Genomic DNA, 22,848 nt, shown 5'->3' with positions numbered 1-22,848 from the left:
TCTTATTTTTTTTTTGCTATGATGAAACAAAAGTAGTCCACTAACTAATGAAAGGGGTTACAAGAATGCGATTAAAAAAGTTAACTTCAGAAGCTTTAATCAGTACAAAAATGTCATTTTCATCTAAAGAAGAAATCATAAAATATTTAGTTAAAAAGTTGGCAACAGAAGGGAAAATCCATTCTGAAGAAGAGTTTTACAATGCGGTGATGGAAAGAGAAGATTTATCACCTACTGGATTTGAAGGTGGGCTAGCAATTCCACATGGCAAATCATCATCTGTTAAAGAGTCTTCGTTTGCGGTTGTTACGCTTGAGAAACCAATGAATAATTGGGTAAGTATTGATCCAAGTAATCAAGTTGAATTAGTTATTTTGTTGGCGATTCCAAAAGAAGAGGAAGGCACTACGCATCTTACTTTATTAGCTGAATTGGTTACAAGATTATCAGATGAAGGGTATAAAAATAATTTACTTCATGCAAGAACAACTAAAGAACTATTTGATCGTCTTGATGCACCTTTACAACCTACTAATCTGAAAGTCTCTCCAAATGGTGATAAAACAGTATTAGCTATTACAGCTTGTCCAGCTGGCATTGCACATACATATATGGCAGCGGAAGCACTTGTGAAAGCGGGTAATGAATTAGGCATTAATGTATTCGTTGAAAAACAAGGCGCAAATGGAATTGAAGATCGCCATTCGTTTGATTTGATTAGAAAGGCTGATGCGATTGTATTTGCGGTGGATGTTGCGGTAAAAGATGAAGAGCGATTCAAGCATCTTCCAAAAGTTAAAACATCTGTAGCTGCACCAATTCGAAATGCAAAAGGTATTTTAGAACAAGCTCTCCAAAAAGTTGAAACTACACCTAAATCTGGAGTGGGTAAAATGGAAGAGCTACCGCATGAAATTGAAAGTAAATCTATTAAAATAGAAATTAAGGATTCTCTTTTAACAGGAATCTCTCATATTATTCCTGTCATTGTAGCGGGTGGTATGACATTAGCAGCGGCAGTCTTTATTGCTCAAGCATTTGGACTTCAAGATGTATATGCCGCAGAAGGATCATGGTTATGGTTATTACGCCAATTAGGTGGTTCTCTATTAGGACAAATCATGATTCCGATTTTATCAGCGTACATGGCGTACTCGATTGCGGATAAACCAGCATTAGGGCCAGGTTTTGCAGCAGGGGTCGCGGCTAATTTAATCGGCAGTGGATTTTTAGGAGGTATGCTTGGAGGATTACTAGCAGGGTACTTCTTAAAATATTTAAAAGTTAAAGTTAAACCTAAAGGGACTTTTGCGGGCTTTGTTAGTTTCTGGTTTTATCCTGTAGTAGGAACACTAGTGGTTGGTTCAATTATGCTATTTGTAATTGGTAAACCATTAGCTTTCTTAAACGAAGGATTAATTGATTGGCTCAATGGAATGAGTGGGACAAACGCGATCATACTTGGAGCAATTTTGGGAGCTATGGTTTCATTTGACCTTGGTGGTCCAGTAAACAAAGCTGCTTACACATTCTGTATTGGTGCAATGGCGAGCGGAAATATCGTACCTTATGCAGCATTTGCATCTGTCAAAATGGTTTCAGCGTTTTCGGTAACAGGAGCAACGATAATAGGTAAACATCTATTTTCTGAACAAGAAAAAGAAATTGGTAAACAAACTTGGTTACTTGGATTAGCTGGAATAACAGAAGGGGCAATTCCATTTATGATTAATGATCCACTTCGAGTGATTCCTTCATTAATTGCTGGTTCATCAGTAACAGGGGCGATTGTTGCTTACTTTAATATTGGTTTAAATGTTCCAGGTGCTGGGATTTTTTCATTAGCTTTACTTCAAGGAAAACCAGCTATAGTAGCTGCAAGTATTTGGTTTGGAGCGGCCTTAATTGGAGCAGTCATTTCTACAATTTTACTAATCATGACAAGAAAACAAAAAATCGTTAAAGACATACAAGTAAAATCATCACAACAAAATGTAGCGTAAGGGTGGAGGCATAAAATGAAAAAAGTTCATATCGTTCCACATATGCATTGGGACAGAGAATGGTATTTTACAACAGAAGAATCTAGAATTCTACTAGTTAATAATATGGAAGAAATTATGGAGATGTTAGAAACAAATTCAGATTATCCCTACTATATATTAGATGGGCAAACTGCGATTTTAGAAGATTATTTCGCGGTAAAACCAGAAAATAAAGTGCGAGTAAAAAAGCTAGTTCAAGAAGGTCGATTAATTATTGGACCATGGTATACGCAAACTGATGAAATGATTGTTGGTGGCGAGTCAATCGTTCGTAATTTATTGTATGGAATGAAGGATTGCGAAGAGTTTGGAGTACCGATGAAAATTGGTTATCTTCCAGATTCATTTGGACAATCAGCTCAAATGCCGATGATTTTAAACGGGTTTGATATTAAGTATTCAATTTTTTGGAGAGGGACATCTGAACGTCATGGTACAGACAAAACAGAATTTTATTGGGAGACAGATGATGGTTCAAAAGTGTTAGTTCAATTGTTTCCGCTTGGTTATGCGATTGGCAAGTATTTACCAGAGGATGAGGAAGCACTGCAAAATAGAATTGATAAGTATTTTACGGTACTGGATCGTGGTGCAACAACGGAACATATTATCTTACCGAATGGTCATGATCAAATGCCTATTCAAAAGAATATTCTTACCGTTATCGAAAAGCTAAAAAAACTATATCCAGAGCGTGAATTTTTCTTAAGTAAATATGAAAATGTTTTTGAAAATCTAGAAGCACAAAAAGACCTTGATACATTGAAAGGTGAATTTTTAGATGGGAAGTACATGCGTGTTCATCGTAGTATTTACTCGACTAGAATGGATATTAAAGCAGCGAATACTAGAATTGAGAATAAAATCACCAATATTTTAGAACCACTTGCATCAATCGCCTATCGTTTAGGATTTGAGTATCACCATGGTTTGATTGAATTAATTTGGAAAGAGATTATGAAAAACCATGCGCATGATAGTATTGGCTGTTGCTGTTCAGATAAAGTACATAGAGAAATTCTAAACCGTTTTTATTTAGCTGAAGAAAAAGTTGATCAATTAATCAACTTTTATAAACGTAAAATTGTTGACTCGATGGATACTTCTAATGAACATGATCGTGTGACACTATTTAACTTACTTCCTTATGAGCGAACTGAAGTTGTGACTACTAGTGTTATGACAAAATTAAAATCATTTAAGTTAGTAGACCATAAGTCTAATGAAGTAGATTTTGAGATTATCGAAAGTAAGATTACTGATCCAGGGTTAATCGATCGTCAAATAGTTCATTATGGGGACTATGATCCTTTTATTGAGTATACAATCCAACTAAAGGATACGATTCCATCAATGGGTTATAAAACATATTTTGTAGAAGAAAGTGATGAAGGTTTAAAGAAGATAACTTATTCTACGAATGAGATTGAAACTGATTATTATAAGATTAGCGTTAATTCAAATGGAACTTTGAATATTTTTGATAAGCAACATGAGCAAAGTTTTACTAATGTCCTGCTTTTAGAAAATGGTGGCGATGATGGAGATGAGTACGATTACTCTCCACTTCTAAATGAGGAGTTAATTTATAGTGATTCAGTTCATGCCGAGACTAAAGTTCAGCAAAATAGATATGACGCAACGATTGATATTAAATATACCTTGGCTGTTCCTTCTAATATAGAAAAACGTAAAGAACAAATAATGGATGGTTCTGTTGATATTTGTATTGTAGTCAACGTTCCGAATCATAAACCGAGACTTGATATTAAATTAGAAGTGAATAATCAAGCAAAGGATCATAGATTAAGAGTATTAATTCCAACGGGTATTGCTTCAGCTTTTTCAGTATCGGATAACCAATTTGGTTCAATAAAACGAGATGTTGTAGATCCAGCAATTCATGTCTGGGAGGAAGAAAGTTGGGACGAACGCCCAGATTCGATTTATCCTATGTTGAGTTATGTTGGTTTAGTAAACGATGAATACGGAGTTAGTGTTTTAACAAATAGTACGAGGGAGTATGAGATTGTTGGTGAAAAGTTTGATACGATCGCTATTACTCTGTTTAGGAGTGTTGGTTTTCTTGGGAAGGAAGAGATGGTTCGTAGACCAGGGAGACCTTCTGGGATTAAGTTGCCTACTCCGGATTCTCAGATGATTGGAAGGTTGTCGTTGGAATTTGCAATTGCGACATATATTAAGGAAGAGAATGTTGCGAGGATTGCTAAGGAGTATTTAACTCCGATTGTTGCTTATAATAAGATTCCTTTTGATGCTATGAAGTTGAATGAATCGGGTGTGAAGACTCCAGAGGTGTTTAGCTTTTTTAAAGAGCGTTCCCAAAATGTTGTTTTAAGTACATTGAAAAAGGCTGAAAGAGTCAATAAATTTATTATACGGTTGTATAATTCATCGGAAAATGAAGAGTATGCTTTTTTGCAATTTAATGATGAGATTGATCAGGTATACACAGTTAATTTAAATGAAAAAGTAAAAGAAGAGGTTTCTGTAAATGATCAGCAAGTAAGAATAAATGTTAGAACAAATCAAGTTAAATCGATTTTATTTTAAACCTGAAGTAAAGAAGGCACTAACTTTTTAGTGTCTTTTTTATATGGAAGGAAGTAGAACTATGAATGTATTAATTGTGATAGATTCATATAAAAGAAATTTCTCCTCATTGGCTATTCATTCCCTGATGAGCATAGTGAAGAGGAGGTTACGGAGGCATTGAGCTACAAAAAATAAGAAAAATGATTTTGCTCGATAAGAATGTTCAAAAATCTTTTTGATTTCATCTTTGGTATTTCCACTCTCCGATTTGTTACTAAGATATGAATTTTTGATTCAACAGACGATTATCTTCGATCAGTGAATCCATTTTTTGAGGGATATTACATAAAGGATAAAAGTGATTCGGTCAACTCGTGATTCAATAATGTTCAACATTTCCTCTCTCTTTTTCATTATGAAACCATACATATGAAAGTAATCTACTCTTTGCAGAATGGACATTAGTGGTGTTCGAATTTGGTGTGTAATTTCACGTGCACTTTGTTTCTGAGAGAGAATTGCTCGTTCCGCTCGATGTAAGATGATATTAATTTGCTCTCTCAAGTCCTCAACATTATCATTTTTATGTTTTTTAAATAAAAATCGCTCATTAAATATCCAGTTATATACAATCACCAACTTTTTTAATGCACCGTCTAAATGAACAAATATATCTTTCATCGTAAAAAAGGCCGCGATAATGAAATAATACTTAAAATAATAAAAGAAGAAGTCATAAAAGTTGTAACAGTAAATCGAAAAATTGATTGAGATCCGAGTTGGATATTTGTATAAAAGTTTGCTACTTCATTAAAGTTATAAGTTTTAGCATTAATCGGAAAAAGTACTTCAACATAATCAGTTGGACCATTTTCTTAACTCGAATATAATTTCGTTCATTAAAAAATACTTTTTTTACTAATAATGTATTAACTAAATCCCCAAAAAGCAATCGAGTAATTTTTATATTATAAGATATTAATTTGGTGTGGGTTTCTTTTCACCTGTGTTAAAGTACTATTCAATGCTTCATGCACTACACGATCAGTTAATGCTAAATTCTTTGAAATCGATGCAGTACAGGACATCCTTAGTTTGACCTATGCAGAAATTTGATAAGGAGTCCTGGTATGCTAAACAAATCAATTACTAATAATGGGTTATTAATATTTGCTATACCTAAAATTTAATATACTTTAAGCTAATATTTTAAATCTTAATTAGAATAATTTTCCGAAAAAAGTCAGTTGAATTTTCAAATTTAGTAAGAAAATGCTAAAATAAACATAATTAAAAAACTGGACCAAAGGAATGTTAAATAATGGTAAAAGATTTGAAATATCGTTCAACAATTAAGTCTAGACCTTTGTTCTTTTTTGAGATGAAAAAGGCTGCATCTCTTGTAAATAAAGGTATTAGTATAGCTCAATTAAAAGATCTAGTAATTAATGAAAATATTTTTCAAGTGAATACAGAAGCTAGAAAAAAAGAAATTGCATCAACAGTGATAGGACGATTGGAAAAATTAGATGATTATTTAATCCAACAAATTGCTGAAGCTGACGTAGAAACAAGTAAATTACTTGTTTTATATTCAGTTTTAAAAACTGATCGATTGTTTTTCGAATTTCTGGATGAGGTTATAAAAGACAAACGCACTTTGAAGGATTATCTGTTAACTGATAAAGATTTCAATATCTTTTTCCATAGAAAACGTGAGGAATCTGAAGTAGTGAGCAGGTGGCAAGACTATACGTTTTATAAGCTTCAACAAGTATATATACGAATTTTATTTGAAGTGGGCATTTTGAAGAATCAGAAAGACGAAAGAGAAATCGAAGTACCATTCTTTAATGAAGATGTAAAAAATCATTTAAAGGAATTTGGTGATGAACATTTCGTTCATTTATTAGTAGGTGAAACAGCATGATAAGTATTCAAGCACGATTAGATCAAATTAAAGATAAAATTTCAGATCCTTCATTTCGTGAAAGTAAAGGATTAGGAAATGAAATTGGCTATTACATTTTTGATTACGATCCGCAGGAAGAAATGAAGGTTCGTGAATATATTGGCTATTTAAAGCAACGAATTAATACCTCAAATTCAACGATATATATTCGCGAGTTTGATTTATACGAAATAGTATTAGAGATATTAGATAATAAAGGTTATTTACAGAAAAACTTTGATATGGAACAAAAACGTGGAAGCGATTTTGTACTCAATGCAACAAAGAAAGCATTACGATTAACCTTAAATGGCGATTTAGTTGTTGAGTATATATCGCAGAGTGTACAAAAAAATGATGTTGTGTTTCTTACAGGGATTGGTAAGGTTTATCCAATTATTCGTTCGCATACAATATTAAATAATTTACATAGTGCAGTTGATTCAGTTCCTGTCATTATGTTTTTTCCTGGTTCATATGATGGACAAGAACTAGTTTTATTTAATGAGATAAAAGATGATAACTATTATCGGGCATTTCAATTAATAGATAAGTATAAAGGATTTTAAAGGAGAGGGTTAGGATATGTTTTTAAAAGAGATGTTTGTTAAGCCAATTGATCGTGACATTAAAGGTGTTATTAAAGTAGGTCAAGCAGATGAAGAAAATATTGCACAGGAATTAGATGAATATGTTGTAACGAAAGAATTATTACGACATATTGGTGATTTTTATTCTTCATATCAAAACGGTATTGTAGGACACACTGATAAAATGGGTGTCTGGATATCTGGGTTCTTCGGTTCTGGTAAATCTCACTTCCTAAAAATCCTTTCTTATTTATTAGAAAACAAAACAGTAATGATTGATCAAGAAACTAAGAAAGCAATCGATTTCTTCAGAGAAAAAATCAGTGATCCGATGGTGCTCGCGAATATGAAGCAAGCAGGAGATGTTACAAGTGATGTAATTCTCTTTAATATTGATGCAAAGAGTGAATCAGACTCAAAGAATCAAAAAGATGCTATCGTTAATGTATTTAATAAAGTATTCAATGAAATGCAAGGATTTTGTGGCTCAATTCCATGGATTGCGGAATTAGAGCGACAAATGGTAAAGGACAATACATATGATGCCTTTAAAACAAAATTTGAAGAGTTATCTGGTTCTTCATGGGAAGAAGCTCGATATGATATATACTATGAAGAAGACGGGGTAGTAGGTGCTCTTGCTGAGACAACTAAAATGAGTGAAGAAGCAGCACGAAATTGGTATAACAAAGCAGAAGAGAATTATTCATTAAGTGTAGATCGTTTTGCTCAAAAAGTTCGAGAATATGTGGAAAGCAAGGGTAGGAACCACCATGTCATCTTTTTAGTCGATGAGATTGGACAATATATTGGTGATAACTCTCAGTTAATGTTAAATCTCCAAACAGTCGTTGAAGAATTAGGAGTCCAATGTGCAGGAAAAGTGTGGGTCATTGTCACGAGTCAACAAGACATTGATGCTGTTACAAAAGTAAAAGGGAATGACTTCTCTAAAATCACAGGACGTTTTAACACTCGTCTAAGCTTATCAAGTGCAAATGTCGATGAAGTTATCAAAAAGCGTATCCTTGAAAAAACAGGCGTCGCAAGGAAAACACTTGAATTGCTTTATAAAGAAAAGAGCTCTATCTTAAAGAACTTAATTACATTCTCAAATAATACAGCTGAAATGAAAATGTTCAAGAGTGAAGATGATTTTGTAGACATATATCCATTCATGCCGTATCAATTTAATTTATTACAACATATTTTTAATGGTATCCGTACACATGGTGCTTCAGGAAAAAGTTTATCTGAAGGAGAACGTTCGCTACTAGCAGCATTCCAAGAAACAGCAATGAGATATTCAGACAAAGTAGTAGGTTCGTTAGTCCCAGTAGCTTCTTTCTTTGATACAGTCTATTCATTCTTAGATGCTGCAATCCGTACAGTAATTATCCATGCTGAAATCAATGAACGCTTAAATGCAGATGATGTTGAAATATTAAAACTATTATTCTTAATCAAGTATGTTAAAGAAGTTCCATCTACATTAGAAAACATTGCAACCCTAATGGTTAAACATATTGATGAAGATAAAATTGACTTGAAAAAGGAAATTGAAAAATCGCTAAATCGTCTTGTGAAAGAAACATTAGTCCAAAAAAATGGTGATGAGTATATTTTTTTAACAAATGACGAACAAGATGTAAATCGTGAAATCAAAAATATGAGTATTGATTCCGGTGAATTGATTCAAAAAATCGGTGAGGAGATTTTCGAATCAATACTTACAGATAAGAGATATCGATATTCAAAACGTTATAATTTTGGATTCAATTCGATTATTGATGACCGAACTCGTGGACAACAAAATAATGAGATTGGACTGAAAATATTAACACCATATTTTGATAACGGTAGTGACTTGAACACGTCAGAATTACGTTCAATGTCTACAAGAGAAAAGAACGTTATTATTCATCTTCCTCCTGATACTTCTTACTTAGAAGAAATGGAAGAAATCATGAAGATTCAAGCTTACCTAAAGCAGAAAGGTGGGACAGTATCATCTGCCACTATTGAGGATATTAAATCCCGAAAAGGACGTGAAGTAACAGAACGTAAACATCGTTTAACGGTTCAGTTACAAGAAGCTCTTCGTCAGGCGCATGTATATGTGAATGGTACATTACAAGAAGCAAAAGAGAAGAATCCAATTGAAAAAATCAATGATGGATTTAAATTATTAATAGATTCCCTTTATAACAAGTTGAATTATGTAAAGTCGTTTATGGAATCACCTAGAGAATTGCAGGCATTGTTGGATGAAAAAACTGTTCAAATGTCATTAGAAGTGGCTAATGAAGAACCAAATCACTTAGCAATTCAAGCAGTAAATAGTTTCATCAATCGTGCAAAAGAACGTAAACAACAACTAACAGTGAAACTCATCACAACACAATTTGGTAAAGAACCCTATGGATGGAATGAACTTGATATTATAGCTATCCTAATTAAGCTTTTAAAGGTCCAAGAAATCAAACTCGAATTAGCAAGTGAGATGTTATCACCTACAGATAAAAATCTTATCAATTATTTAACTAAACGTGACCAAGTTGACAGAGTGATTGTCAAACTGCGTGAACGTATCTCAAATACATTAATTAATTTAGCTAAAGGCATTTGTAAAGAGGTGTTTGGTATTTCTTCTTTACCTAATGATGAAGATGGATTAATGAATCGTTTAAAAGATTTAGTTCGTGAAGAAAAGAGTGCAGTAGAATCTCTTTTAGTAAATTATCAATATAAGAGATATTATCCTGGAAAACAAGTATTAGAAAATGGGTTAGAAGCATTTAAAACGATACTACCTATTCAAGATACTGCAACATTCTATTCAAAACTCAAAGAAGAAGGAGACAACTTCCTTGATTATGGAGAAGATGTGGGTGTTGTAAAAAGCTTCTTTAAAGATCAAAAAGAAACCTATGATAAAGCAAAAGAAAAAGAAGTTATTTTTGAACAGAGTCAAACATATGTAACTGATCAAGAAGCAAGAACGATAATAAAAGATATGAAAGTTATTTTGAATAAAGCAGAGCCATATTCAGATATTCATAAGTTACCTGCTTTGGTTAACAAATTTGTTGAAAAATATACAGAATTACTTGAAAAAGAATCTGAACCCGTTCGTGACATTATTAAAGGAGATTTCTCTACAGTAATGGAGGAACTTGAGAAGTATGAGTTTAAAGACAAATTTGTCGCTAAAGTAAAAGTTGCTTTCGATAATCTTTTGGAAAAATTAGAAATTGCCAATGAGTTCTCACAAGTAATTGCAATGAAAGAAGAAAGTGATCGTATTAAAACTAGATTGTTCAATGAATTTACATTGGAAGAAGAAAGAAGTAAGCCACGAGTGATTGAACCAGATATAGTAGACGACGATGATAAAACAACACCCGTTATTGTTGTACCATTAAAAGAAACCGTAAATATTAGTATGCGTAGTTTGCTTACAGGTACAATAGAGATTAAATCAAAAGACGATGTTGAAAAAATTATTGATAATATTCGTCAAAAGCTTGAAGCAAAATTAGAAGAGAACAAAGTTATCAAGCTAATCTAAAGGGAGACACTTCTCCCTTTTCTTTCAAAATCCAAAGTCAAAGGGAAGTTACGTGATGGATAAATCAGCAATTAAAAACTTTGCGACGTCAACACGTGTAAAGTTAATGGGAAATGTCATGCAAAAGGCATATGAATTAGGCATAACAAAAGATGAAATTAAAGAACCTGAAATATATCAAGATGGCTTTCGTATTGGAGAACGATTATTTAACAAAAATCAAAGGAAACAATACGATATTTTAATCGCAAAGATTATTGAAAAAGGCTATGAACAAGTAGTGGAAGAAGTTGCTTATACATGGTTTAACCGTTTTATTGCCATTCGTTTTATGGAAGTAAATGATTACTTACCGACTGGTGTTCGCATATTATCTTCCCAACAAGAAGGGAAAATTGAACCCGATGTTATTCAAGAAGTAACAAATATTACAGCTGATTTAGAATTAGACATTGAGTTTGTATATCGTCTACAAGATGAAAACAATACAGAAGAATTATTTAAGTACATATTAGTAAAACAATGCAATAAGCTAAACGAAATTCTTCCATATATGTTTGAAAAGATTGAGGATTATACAGAATTATTGTTACCGGAGATATTACTCCAAGAAGGTTCAGTCATACGTGATTTAGTTACAATGATTCCAGAAGAAGATTGGACAGAGCAAGTAGAAATTATTGGTTGGTTATATCAATACTATATCTCTGACAAAAAAGATGAAGTGTTTGCTGATTTAAAGAAAAATAAAAAAATCACAAAAGAGAACATCCCAGCTGCAACGCAATTATTTACACCAAAGTGGATTGTAAAATATATGGTTGAGAATTCACTAGGGCGCCTATGGCTAGAATCTCATCCAAATGAAGAATTAAAAGCAGAGTGGAAGTACTATCTTGAGGAGGCAGAGCAAGAGTCCGAAGTTCAAATGCAACTAGAACAACAGAAGACTCAAAATTGGAGTCCTGAAGATATAAAGGTATTAGATCCTTGCATGGGTTCTGGACATATCCTTGTTTATGCATTTGATGTATTGTATCAAATCTACAAAGAAGCAGGATATTCAGAACGTGATATTCCTAAGTTAATCATTGAAAAGAACTTGTTTGGACTTGATATAGATGACCGTGCTGCACAATTAGCCTATTTTGCATTAATGATGAAAGGAAGAAGCTATAATCGTCGATTTTTTAGACATAAAATTGAAACTAATTTAGTGGCAATTCAAGAGAGTAATGGAATTCCAAAAGATGCTATCGATTATTTTATCCATAAAGATACTTTAGAAATGAAAAAAGCAGCTCATCATGGAGATTTGGAATATTTGCTTGAAGTATTTAAGGATGCAAAAGAATATGGATCAATTCTTGATGTAAAGACATTTGATCTCGAGGCTATTGGGCAGCGCTTAGAAGAAATTCGTGAAGAAGAAAGCGTTGAAAATATGTTCTTTTTGGAGTATAGGGACTTGATTTTAGAACGAATTCCATTTTTGCTTAAACAAGCAAAAATAATGAGCTTTGAGTTTGATGTAGTTGTTACTAACCCCCCTTATATGGGGAATAGTGGAATGTCATCAATGTTAGTTAATTATGGAAAAAAACACTATCCTAATACAAAAACGGATTTTAGTACAATGTTTATGGAGAAATGTGTTAATTTCACAAAGAGAGATGGATATATTTCGATGCTCAATATTCCATCGTGGATGTTTTTGTCTACATATAAAAAATTAAGAGAGCAACTATTAAGACATACTACTTTTTATAACATGCTTCATCTAGGTAGAGGGGTTTTTGGATCGGATTTTGGAACAGTTGCTTTTGTATTAAGAAATGTTAGTACAAAGGATTATATATCAACATTCAGAAGGTTGTTTAAAAAACAAGGTGCAGTTGATTCCTTAGAGCAAAAAGAAAGTTGGTTCTTTAATGACTTGGGAATTTATAGAGGTAAGCAGGATAGTTTTCAATTAATAGATGATCTGCCTATTGCTTATTGGGCAAGTGAACAAGTTATGCATATATTTAATTTTGCAGATGTGTTAGATAGTAAAGTTTTGCCTAGACAAGGGATGGCTACATCAGATAATCCTAGATTTTTACGTTTTTGGTATGAGGTTGGTACAGATAATGTAGGATTAAATATGGTAAACAGGGATCAAGCTAGACAAAGTGGTAAAAAATGGTTTCCTTATAACAAGGGTGGAGCTTATAGAAAATGGTACGGTAATAATCATTATGTAGTCAATTGGAAAAATGATGGTGAAGAGATGATAGAATTCACGTCTAAACTTCCTCAAGGATCAAACGTGCGATTGAAAAGTAAAGAGTATTATTTTAAACCTGGAATTACTTGGTCTGCACTAACTTCGGGGGAAACATCATTCAGATATAGTGAAAAAGGATTTATTTTTGATACTAAGGGACCTATGTTATTCAAAACGGAAAATAAAGATATAGATTATTATTTATTATTATCTTTGTTGAATTCTAATGTAATTAGAGTTTTTTTGAATATTTTAGCACCAACACTAGATTTTAATTTAGTTGCCGTTAAGAAAATACCAATTATTTTAAATGTTGATAACAACCATTTAATACAGTTGGCCGCATTAAATATTAACTTGGCTAAAACTGATTGGGACGCATTCGAGGCGTCTTGGGACTTTGCGGAACATCCCTTTATTACTTATCGTGATGGAAGTTCTTCTATTGAGGAAACATTTAATGAATGGTCTGTGGTTGCCACAGAACGATTTAATCAGTTGAAGGCGAATGAAGAAGAAATTAATCGTATTTTTATTGACTTATATGGGTTGCAAGATGAGATGATACCTGAAGTGGAAAATAAAGAAGTATCCATACGAAAAGCTAATAAAGAACGAGATATTAAGTCTTTCATCTCTTATGCACTAGGTTGTATGTTTGGTCGTTACTCAATCGACCAAGAGGGTTTAATATTTGCAGGTGGAGAGTTTGATTCACGAAAGTATGAGACTTACAAAGTTGACATTGATAATATAATACCAATTACAGATGATGAGTATTTTGAAGACGATATGGTAAGTCGTTTTGTGGAGTTTTTGAAGGTGACGTTTAGTGAGGTAACTTTAGAAGCAAATCTTGATTTCATTGCTGAGGCATTGGAACGTAAAGAAAATGAAACGTCAAGACAGGCAATTCGTCGTTATTTCTTAAAGGATTTCTATAAGGATCATGTGCAAACGTATCAAAAACGTCCAATATATTGGTTATTTGAAAGTGGGAAACAAGATGGTTTTAAAGCATTAATATATATGCATCGTTATGATGCAAGTACAGTTGCAAAGGTACGTACTGATTACCTCCATCAGTTACAAGGTAAGTATGAGGCTGAGATGAATCGTCAAGATGCCATTATTGATTCGGATGTTTCACCTCGTGAGAAAACAGAAGCGAAGAAGAAGAAAGAAAAACTTCAGAAGCAATTGTTAGAATGTAGAGAGTATGATCAAGTGATTGCACACGTTGCGAATCAACGAATAAGTATTGATATAGATGCGGGCGTAAAAGTAAACTATATGAAGTTTCAAGGTGTTGAAGTGCCACAAAGTGAAGGGAAGAAGCCGTTGAAGGCGAACTTACTTTCCCAAATTAAACTTTAACTCAGAATAATATTTGCTGTTAATAGTTTTTTTATTCTATTAACAGTAAATCATTTGGGAGGACAATGCATGAATAAATTGGCAATTAAAAACTTCGCCATCTCTGCACGCGTGAAGTTAATGGGAAATGTCATGCAAAAGGCATATGAATTAGGCATAACAAAAGATGAAATTAAAGAACCTGAAATATATCAAGATGGCTTTCGTATTGGAGAGCGATTATTTAACAAAAATCAAAAGAAACAATACGATACATTAGTCGCAAAGATTCGTGAAAAAGGTTATGAACAGGTAGTAGAAGAGGTAGCTTATACATGGTTTAACCGCTTTATTGCCATACGTTTCATGGAAGTGAATGAATATTTACCAATTGGCATTCGTGTCCTATCTTCTCAACAAGAAGGGAAAATTGAACCCGATGTTATTCAAGAAGTAACAAATGTTGCAGATGACTTAGAATTAGATATTGAACTTGTATATCGTTTACAAGATGAAAACAATTCAGAAGAATTATTCAAGTACATAATAGTAAAACAATGTAATAAGCTAAATGATATACTACCATACATGTTTGAAAAGATTGAGAATTACTCAGAATTATTGTTACCTGATAACTTACTTCAAGAAGGATCTGTAGTACGTGATTTAGTTACAATGATCCCAGAAGAAGGCTGGACAGAGCAAGTAGAAATTATTGGTTGGTTGTATCAATACTATATCTCTGAGAAAAAAGATAAAGTATTTGCTGATTTAAAGAAAAATAAGAAAATCACAAAAGAAAACATTCCAGCAGCTACTCAATTATTTACTCCAAAATGGATTGTACAATATATGGTTGAAAACTCATTAGGACGTTTATGGCTAGAAGCACATCCGAATGAAGAACTACAGCAGCAATGGAAATATTACCTTGAAGAAGCAGAGCAAGAGACAGAAGTGCAGGAACAATTAGAAAAGCTGAAAAACAAAGAATTGAGTCCTGAAGATATAAAGGTATTAGATCCTTGCATGGGTTCTGGACATATCCTTGTCTATGCTTTTGATGTATTGTATCAAATTTACAAAGATGCAGGATATTCTGAGCGTGATATTCCTAAATTAATCATTGAAAAGAATTTATATGGTCTTGATATTGATGATCGTGCAGCACAATTAGCATATTTCGCAGTTATGATGAAAGCACGTAGTTATAACCGTCGTATTTTTAAACAAACAATAGAAACCAATTTAGTTGCTATCCAGGAAAGTAATGGAATATCTCAAGAAGCGATTGATTATTTTATAGGAGATGTCTTAAATCGAGAAGAAGTTGTGTATCTCATTAAAACATTTGAAAATGCGAAAGAATATGGTTCTATACTAAAAGTGAATGCAGTTGATCTTGAATTTTTAGAAAGAAGAATGGAAGAAATTCATGAAAATGAGGAAATAGGAGATATATTTTATCTTCAGCACAGAGATGTTTTACTAGAAAGAATTCCTACTATTATTAAACAAGCAAGAATAATGAGTGAAAAATATGAAATTGTAACAACAAACCCACCATATATGGGAAGTAAGGGAATGAATCCAAAGTTAACTAACTATGTGAAGAAATATTATACGGATGCTAAGGCTGATTTGTTTGCAGTATTTATGGACGTAACTAAAAATTATACTAAAGAATACTACTATACAGCCACGATTAACCAACATTCTTGGATGTTTTTATCTTCCTATGAAAAATTACGTGCAAAATTGATTCAAGAAGAAGAAATCATCAATATGATTCACTTAGGTACACGAGCATTCGCAGAAATTGGTGGGGAAGTAGTGCAGAATACAACATTTGTATTACGCAAAGTAAAAACTAATAACTACAAAACCATATATATTCGGTTGACAGATATTAATAATGCTGAAGAAAAAGCAAAAGAATTCTTTAATAAAGAGCACTATTTTATTACTACTCAAGATGGGTTCTCTGACATCCCGGGCTCCCCTATTGCTTATTGGGCAAGTAAACAGGTTTTACAAATCTTTCACAGTAAAAAGAAAATTTCTGAAGCTGGAGAGGCAAAAGTAGGAATTGGATCTGGGGATACAGATAGATTTTTAAAATTGTGGTTTGAAGTGTGTTCTATGGATATTTCATTTGAGTTAAAAGAGGATTGTATTTTAAATCAGCTTAGTATCAAATGGATACCTATTAATAAAGGTGGTCCGTATCGTAAATGGTATGGGAACAATGAATATGTAATTGATTGGGAAGAAAATGGTTATGCTTTGAAAAATTTTAAAGATGAAAATGGTAAACCAAAATCTTACCCGAGAAATTTAAGTTATCAATTAAAGGAAGGGATTACTTGGAGTGATATAACTAGTCTCGCATTATCAGTAAGATACTCTAAAGAGGGAATGTTTTTTAGTGATGTGGGAAATATGTTGTTTTTACCTAAAAGTGATATTAAATATTTCATGGGTTTGTTGAACGCAAAAACTATTAGTATGTTTGAAAAACTGATCACTTCAACCTATCATTTTAAGCCAGGAAATATGTTGGCAATACCATATGTTGAAACAGGGAATGTAGAAAAAGTCCAAATTGAATCAATTGTAAATGAAAATATTGAAATATCTAAATTCGATTGGAATTCTTTCGAAACTTCATGGGATTTTGAACAACATCCATTTCTTACTTACCAAGAAGGTCAAAATTCGATTAAAACTTCATACAACACTTGGTCTAAAGAGGCAGAAAAACGTTTCAATCGATTGAAAATCAATGAAGAAGAGTTAAATCGTATTTTCATTGATTTGTATGGTTTGCAAAATGAATTAATACCTGAAGTGGAATATAAAGAAGTGACCGTACGAAAAGCCGAGCAATTACGTGATTTGAAATCTTTCATCTCCTATGCAGTTGGATGTATGTTTGGTCGATACTCTCTTGATCAACGAGGTTTAGTGTTTGCTGGAGGGGAGTTTGATGAAACTAAGTATGTTACATTCAAAATTGATATTGATAACATGATTCCGATTACAGATGATGAGTATTTTGAAGATGATATTGTCAGTCGATTTATTAATTTTGTGCGCATGACATTCAGTGAAGAGACATTGGAAGAGAATCTTGATTTTATTGCTGAAGCGTTAGGTCGTAAAGGGAATGAAACATCACGTCAGTCGATTCGTCGTTATTTTATGAAAGATTTCTACAAAGATCATGTGCAAACATATCAAAAACGCCCAATTTATTGGTTGTTTGAAAGTGGCAAGCAGGATGGATTTAAAGCATTGATTTACATGCATCGTTATGATGAAAGCATGGTAGCGAAGGTTAGGACGGATTATTTACATATGCTACAACGTAAGTATGAAGCTGAGATGATTCGTCAAGAAATGATAAGTACATCAAATGTATCTGCTCGTGATAAGACAGATGCGAAGAAGAAAAAAGAAAAGATTCAGAAGCAATTATTAGAATGTAGAGAGTATGACCAAGTAATTGCACATGTTGCTAATCAACGTATTAGCATTGATTTAGATGATGGAGTAAAGGTAAACTATATGAAGTTTCAAAATGTTGAAGTACCTCAAGGTGAAGGGAAGAAGCCGTTGAAGGCGAATCTACTATCACCAATTAAATTGTAAGTCGTACAATTAAAAATGGTTTAGCCAAAAGCGGCTAAACCATTTTTTGAAGGAGAAGATTATAATGAATTTGAAGGAAGTGCAACAAACATTAATGGAGATGTTTGCTCGTCCACTAGGTGATGGAAAGCAACGCCATATTGTCTTTTGGTATGATGAAGCAGGAGAGTTTCAGGAAGATATACAAGGACTTTCATTTGAAAATGTTCGGATTTGGGAAATGAAGCAGAATAATTTATTTGCTACAAAATATGAAATTGAAAAAGTTGACCCAACATCTCACTTTTTAATCTATTCGGTAATGGCAAAACCATCTCCAAGAGAAGATTGGTTGTTAGATACATATAAGTATAGTTTTGAGTTTGCAACAGATAAAATTACAGTTATTATGCGTGATTTAGGTGTGGCAGATGATAGTCTTCGTTCTGTGTTTAAAAAGTATGCGAAGTTCTTTAATAATAAAGACCGCTATGCACTCTTTTCAAGCTACTGTGTAGAAAAGTATACTGAGCAGACTGTTGATATTGCAGTATTATCCGCTCTTTGTAAGTGTACATATGTAAGCTTAGAAGAAGTATTAAAGGTATTATTCCGCAATGAATGTAAAGAAACAAATAAGTATTGGGAAAGTATTCTAAAGTTTGGTAATGAAGAAACATTCTGGATGTTAATGGAGAAAGTCTTTGGATACCAACTTTCGGAAAAGTCATTAAAGAATCTATTTACATTCTTCAGTATTTCACATCTTTCTGAGAGTTTCAAAGAAGAACTTCCTTCAACATGGACACCATTCGTCGCACGAAATGTAACAAATAGTGTTGTATTTATCGATCACTTTATGAACAATAAAGAAGAATACGAGGTATTATCAGACAAAATTGCGGAACGTATCAATGTTGAAAAGTATATACCAAATTGGGAGCTTACTTCATTTATTGGCTGTGATACATTCCGATATTTTGATTTTCATATAATTAATAAGCTTTCTACAGATTTAGTTGAAGGTCTTGAAGATTTTGAAACATATAAAGGAATTGTAAATCAAAGGAGAAAATCACATTGGTATCCTATCTATAAGTATGAGCTAGGTGCGATATATTGGGCAATTTCTCTTTTAGAAAAGGTTAAAGATCTTGAACAAACGATTCCTTACGCAGAAGCAGAGGATATGTTTAAATCTTATTGTGATAGTTACTCATTTATAGATAAAGCATATCGTAAATTCTATGTAGCACTTGATAAAGTAAATTTAAAAGAACAATTCCATGATTTAAGAGATGTTATAGAAAATATTTATACAAATTGGTACTTGAATGAGTTATCTATTCAATGGTCAAAAGCAATTGAAAAGAATCTGAATAATAAATGGGAAATAATAGGATTACCGCAACAACATCAATTTTTTAACAATCAAATAAAAAGTCATGTTATTAAAGGGGAACGTGTTTTTGTTATTATTTCTGATGCACTTCGCTATGAAGCCGCTAAGGAACTGAGTGAGTTATTAAATGTAGAGCGTAAAGGATCTACGGAAATTAGTGCTAAGCAAGGAGTATTACCGTCATATACAGATTTAGGAATGGCTTCCCTTTTACCATTTCAAGAACTAAATTTAGTGGAGGATAGTGTATATATCGACGGATTGAAGGCTTCTAATACAGAAAATCGAAATTCAGTATTAGATAGGCATGCTGGTGATGCAATTGCAGTTCAATACAAAGATGTGGTTGATTATAATCGTCAGCAATATCGTGATGTGTTTACTGGAAAGAAAGTAATTTATATTTATCACAATACGATTGATGCTAATGGTGATCATGCAGTAACAGAACGTAAAGTATTCGATGCAGTTAATGAAACGTTTAATGAATTACGTGAATTAGTAAATAATTTAATTAATCATGTAAGTGCATCTACAATTTATATTACAGCAGATCATGGATTCTTATATCAACGTAGTTCATTAGAATCTTATGACAAAGTTATTAAAACAATAAATAATGCTATCATTGATAATCGTCGCTTTTTAGTAACTAAACAAGCAGAGGATATTCAAGGAACATTAACATATTCAATGAATTATATTTTAGGTGATAATAGTGATACATACGTAACTGTTCCTCGTGGGACGGAGAGATTTGCTAAGCAGGGATCTGGTGCTAATTATGTTCATGGCGGTGCAATGCTTCAAGAGATTGTTATACCAGTAATAAAATTTAAAAATGATCGTAGTAAGACCACTAAGAATGATATTAAAAAGGTTGATGTTCAGCTAACGAGCTTGACCCGTAAAATCACAAATAGTATAACTTATTTAGATTTTTTCCAAACAGAAAAAGTAGAAGATAAAAAAGTTCCACTTCGCTTAAAAATTTACATCTCAGATGAAGAGGGAAATCGAGTATCAAACGAGAACATTATTATTGCAGATAAACGTTCAGACAAGCCAGACGATCGTACATTTAAAGAGAAATTTGTACTTAAGAGTATGACGTATGATAAAACGAAGCGTTATTATCTAATACTTGAGGATGAAGAAGAAAGTGTAGAAAAAGTATACAACAAATACCCATTTACAATCGATATTACATTTACAAATGATTTCGGATTTTAGACATGAGGAGAAGCGAGAATGGAAGACTTAAATAAAAAACTGAACTCTCATTTTGCTGGTAAAGTTGTACGGAAAGACTTAACTAAAAAGATTAAAGCTGGGGCAAATGTTCCAGTATATGTACTTGAATATTTGCTTGGAATGTATTGTGCAACAGATGAGGAAAGCAGCATACAAGATGGAGTAGAAATTGTAAAAAAAATTCTGTCCGATAATTTTGTACGCCCAGATGAAGCAGAAAAGATTAAGTCTAAAATTAAAGAGCTACGTCAATATACTATTATTGATAAAATTAACGTAAAGTTAAATGAGAAAAAAGATGTGTATGAAGCTGAATTTTCTAACTTAGGGCTAAAAAGTGTACCTATCTCATCGCATTATTTAAAAAAATATGAAAAGTTACTAGCAGGGGGTATATGGTGCATTTTGAAAATGGAATATTTCTTTGATGAAGAAGTAAAAGGTGTAAGTCCATTTATTATCGCCGGACTAGACCCAATTCAAATGCCAAATATGGACCTGCAAGATTTATTAAATCAACGCCAACATTTCACTAAAGGTGAATGGATTGATATTTTGATTCGTTCTATTGGAATGGAACCAACGCAACTAGATGAAAAAGTAAAATGGCATATGCTTCTACGATTAGTACCTTTAACAGAAAATAACTATAATTTATGTGAGTTAGGCCCCCGTGGTACAGGTAAATCTCATGTCTATAAGGAGATTTCCCCAAATTCTATATTAGTTTCAGGTGGACAAACAACTGTAGCAAACTTGTTTTATAACATGGCAAGTAAGCAAATTGGACTAGTTGGAATGTGGGATACAGTTGCATTTGATGAAGTAGCAGGTATTACTTTTAAAGATAAAGATGGCATTCAGATTATGAAAGATTTCATGGCATCAGGATCATTTGCACGTGGCAGAGAAGAAAAAAATGCAAGTGCATCAATGGTATTTGTAGGAAATATAAATCAAAGTGTAGATGTACTGTTAAAAACATCACATTTATTTGATCCGTTCCCTGAAGCAATAGCAAATGATTCAGCATTCTTTGATCGTATGCATTATTATTTACCAGGATGGGAAGTTCCAAAGATGCGTCCTGAGTTTTTTACAAATGATTATGGCTTTATCACTGATTATTTGGCGGAATATTTACGAGAAATGCGAAAACGCTCTTTTTCAGATGCGTTAGACAAATATTTCAAGTTAGGAAATAATTTAAATCAACGTGATGTAATTGCAGTTCGTAAAACGGTATCGGGATTCATAAAACTATTGTATCCAAATGGTGAGTTTACTCGAGAAGATGTAGAAGAAGTATTACGCTACGCACTTGAAGGTCGTCGCCGAGTAAAAGAACAACTGAAGAAAATTGGTGGAATGGAATTCTATGATGTCCATTTTTCTTATATTGATAATGGATCATTAAATGAAGAGTTTGTTTCAGTCTCTGAACAAGGGGGAGGTAAACTTATCCCAGAAGGAATGGGTAAACCTGGTCACGTATATACAGTAGCACGAGGTAAATCAGGTATGATCGGTGTTTATAAACTAGAAATAGAAGTAGTAAGTGGTAACGGTAAGTTTGAAAAAACAGGATTAGGGACGGACCGTGAAGCAAAAGAAAGCATTGATACTTCATACCGTTTTTTCAAAGCCAATAATAAAAATATTAGCGGAACAATAAGTACGACAACAAAGGATTATTTAATGCATATTCAAGATATGCAGGGAGTAGGCTTAACGAGTGAATTATCACTTGCATCATTTGTGGGTTTATGTTCTGGAGCAATGAGTCGTCCTGTTCAAAGTCAACTCGTAGTTCTTGGATCAATAAGTATAAGTGGAACAATAAATAAAGTAGAAGAATTAGCAAATGTACTTCAAGTTTGTTTCGACAGTGGTGCAAAGAAAATTTTACTTCCAATGTCATCTGCCATAGATATTCAAACTGTACCTGCAGAATTATTTGCAAAGTTTCAAATTAGTTTTTATCAGTCGGCAGAAGATGCGGTTTTTAAAGCTCTTGGCGTTGAGTGAAATTAACACTTGTAATAAGAGGTAGATATACTTATCTTTAGTTTGGTATTTGTCAAAGCACTTTCGGGTGCTTTTTCTTTTTGCATACATTATATATTAAATATCTTATAGGTCCAAACAAAATTAATTTAACAATAGTTAGCGTATTTAATATACTAAAATTTGATATTCAGAGTTTAATTTGTAATTTTGG

The 22,848-nt window shown here is 32.8% G+C and carries 10 protein-coding genes; 9 read left to right on the top strand and 1 reads right to left on the bottom strand.

All coding sequences use genetic code 11. The features are described from left to right. Window positions 1-65 precede the first annotated feature (65 nt). Entirely contained in the window at window positions 66-2,003 is a 1,938-nt protein-coding gene (mngA, locus tag AB1282_RS23815; RefSeq protein ID WP_429900735.1) for a PTS 2-O-a-mannosyl-D-glycerate transporter subunit IIABC, read from the top strand. A 15-nt stretch (window positions 2,004-2,018) separates the two neighbouring features. Further along, entirely contained in the window at window positions 2,019-4,619 is a 2,601-nt protein-coding gene (gene mngB / locus AB1282_RS23810) for a mannosylglycerate hydrolase (RefSeq protein ID WP_429900733.1), read from the top strand. Between the two features lie 297 nt (window positions 4,620-4,916). On the opposite strand, the gene AB1282_RS23805 is transcribed toward mngB, so the two are convergent. Beyond that, on the bottom strand, window positions 4,917-5,282 hold the full coding sequence (locus AB1282_RS23805) for a hypothetical protein (RefSeq protein ID WP_429900731.1): 366 nt from the start codon (window positions 5,280-5,282) through the stop codon (window positions 4,917-4,919). 640 nt (window positions 5,283-5,922) lie between these two features. On the opposite strand from AB1282_RS23805, the gene AB1282_RS23800 reads away from it, so the two are divergent. From AB1282_RS23800 to brxL, 7 genes are all read left to right on the top strand, one after another. Next, window positions 5,923-6,531 (top strand): DUF1819 family protein, encoded by a 609-nt coding sequence (locus tag AB1282_RS23800; RefSeq protein WP_429900730.1) that lies wholly within the window; start codon window positions 5,923-5,925, stop codon window positions 6,529-6,531. Then, window positions 6,528-7,121, top strand: coding sequence for a DUF1788 domain-containing protein (locus AB1282_RS23795; protein ID WP_429900728.1), 594 nt, complete (start codon window positions 6,528-6,530; stop codon window positions 7,119-7,121). The genes AB1282_RS23800 and AB1282_RS23795 overlap by 4 nt, the downstream gene beginning before the upstream one ends. A gap of 16 nt (window positions 7,122-7,137) precedes the next feature. Further along, window positions 7,138-10,713 (top strand): BREX system P-loop protein BrxC, encoded by a 3,576-nt coding sequence (gene brxC, locus AB1282_RS23790; RefSeq protein ID WP_429900726.1) that lies wholly within the window; start codon window positions 7,138-7,140, stop codon window positions 10,711-10,713. A gap of 55 nt (window positions 10,714-10,768) precedes the next feature. Beyond that, window positions 10,769-14,359, top strand: a complete 3,591-nt coding sequence (gene pglX / locus AB1282_RS23785; protein WP_429900724.1) for a BREX-1 system adenine-specific DNA-methyltransferase PglX — start codon at window positions 10,769-10,771, stop codon at window positions 14,357-14,359. A 69-nt stretch (window positions 14,360-14,428) separates the two neighbouring features. Beyond that, entirely contained in the window at window positions 14,429-17,992 is a 3,564-nt protein-coding gene (pglX, locus tag AB1282_RS23780) for a BREX-1 system adenine-specific DNA-methyltransferase PglX (RefSeq protein ID WP_429900722.1), read from the top strand. A 64-nt stretch (window positions 17,993-18,056) separates the two neighbouring features. Then, on the top strand, window positions 18,057-20,606 hold the full coding sequence (pglZ, locus tag AB1282_RS23775; RefSeq protein WP_429900720.1) for a BREX-1 system phosphatase PglZ type A: 2,550 nt from the start codon (window positions 18,057-18,059) through the stop codon (window positions 20,604-20,606). An 18-nt stretch (window positions 20,607-20,624) separates the two neighbouring features. Then, window positions 20,625-22,655 carry a protease Lon-related BREX system protein BrxL gene (brxL, locus tag AB1282_RS23770; RefSeq protein ID WP_429900718.1) on the top strand — a complete coding sequence of 677 codons (2,031 nt, stop codon included), beginning with the start codon at window positions 20,625-20,627 and terminating at the stop codon, window positions 22,653-22,655. The last annotated feature ends 193 nt before the right edge of the window (window positions 22,656-22,848 follow it).

Origin of the sequence: Gottfriedia sp. S16(2024), from assembly GCF_050473765.1 — a bacterium.
In the GTDB taxonomy this organism is placed as follows: domain Bacteria; phylum Bacillota; class Bacilli; order Bacillales; family Bacillaceae_G; genus Gottfriedia.
The sequence above is the reverse complement of the archived record's forward strand: the minus strand, read 5'-3'. Positions and strand labels throughout refer to the sequence as shown.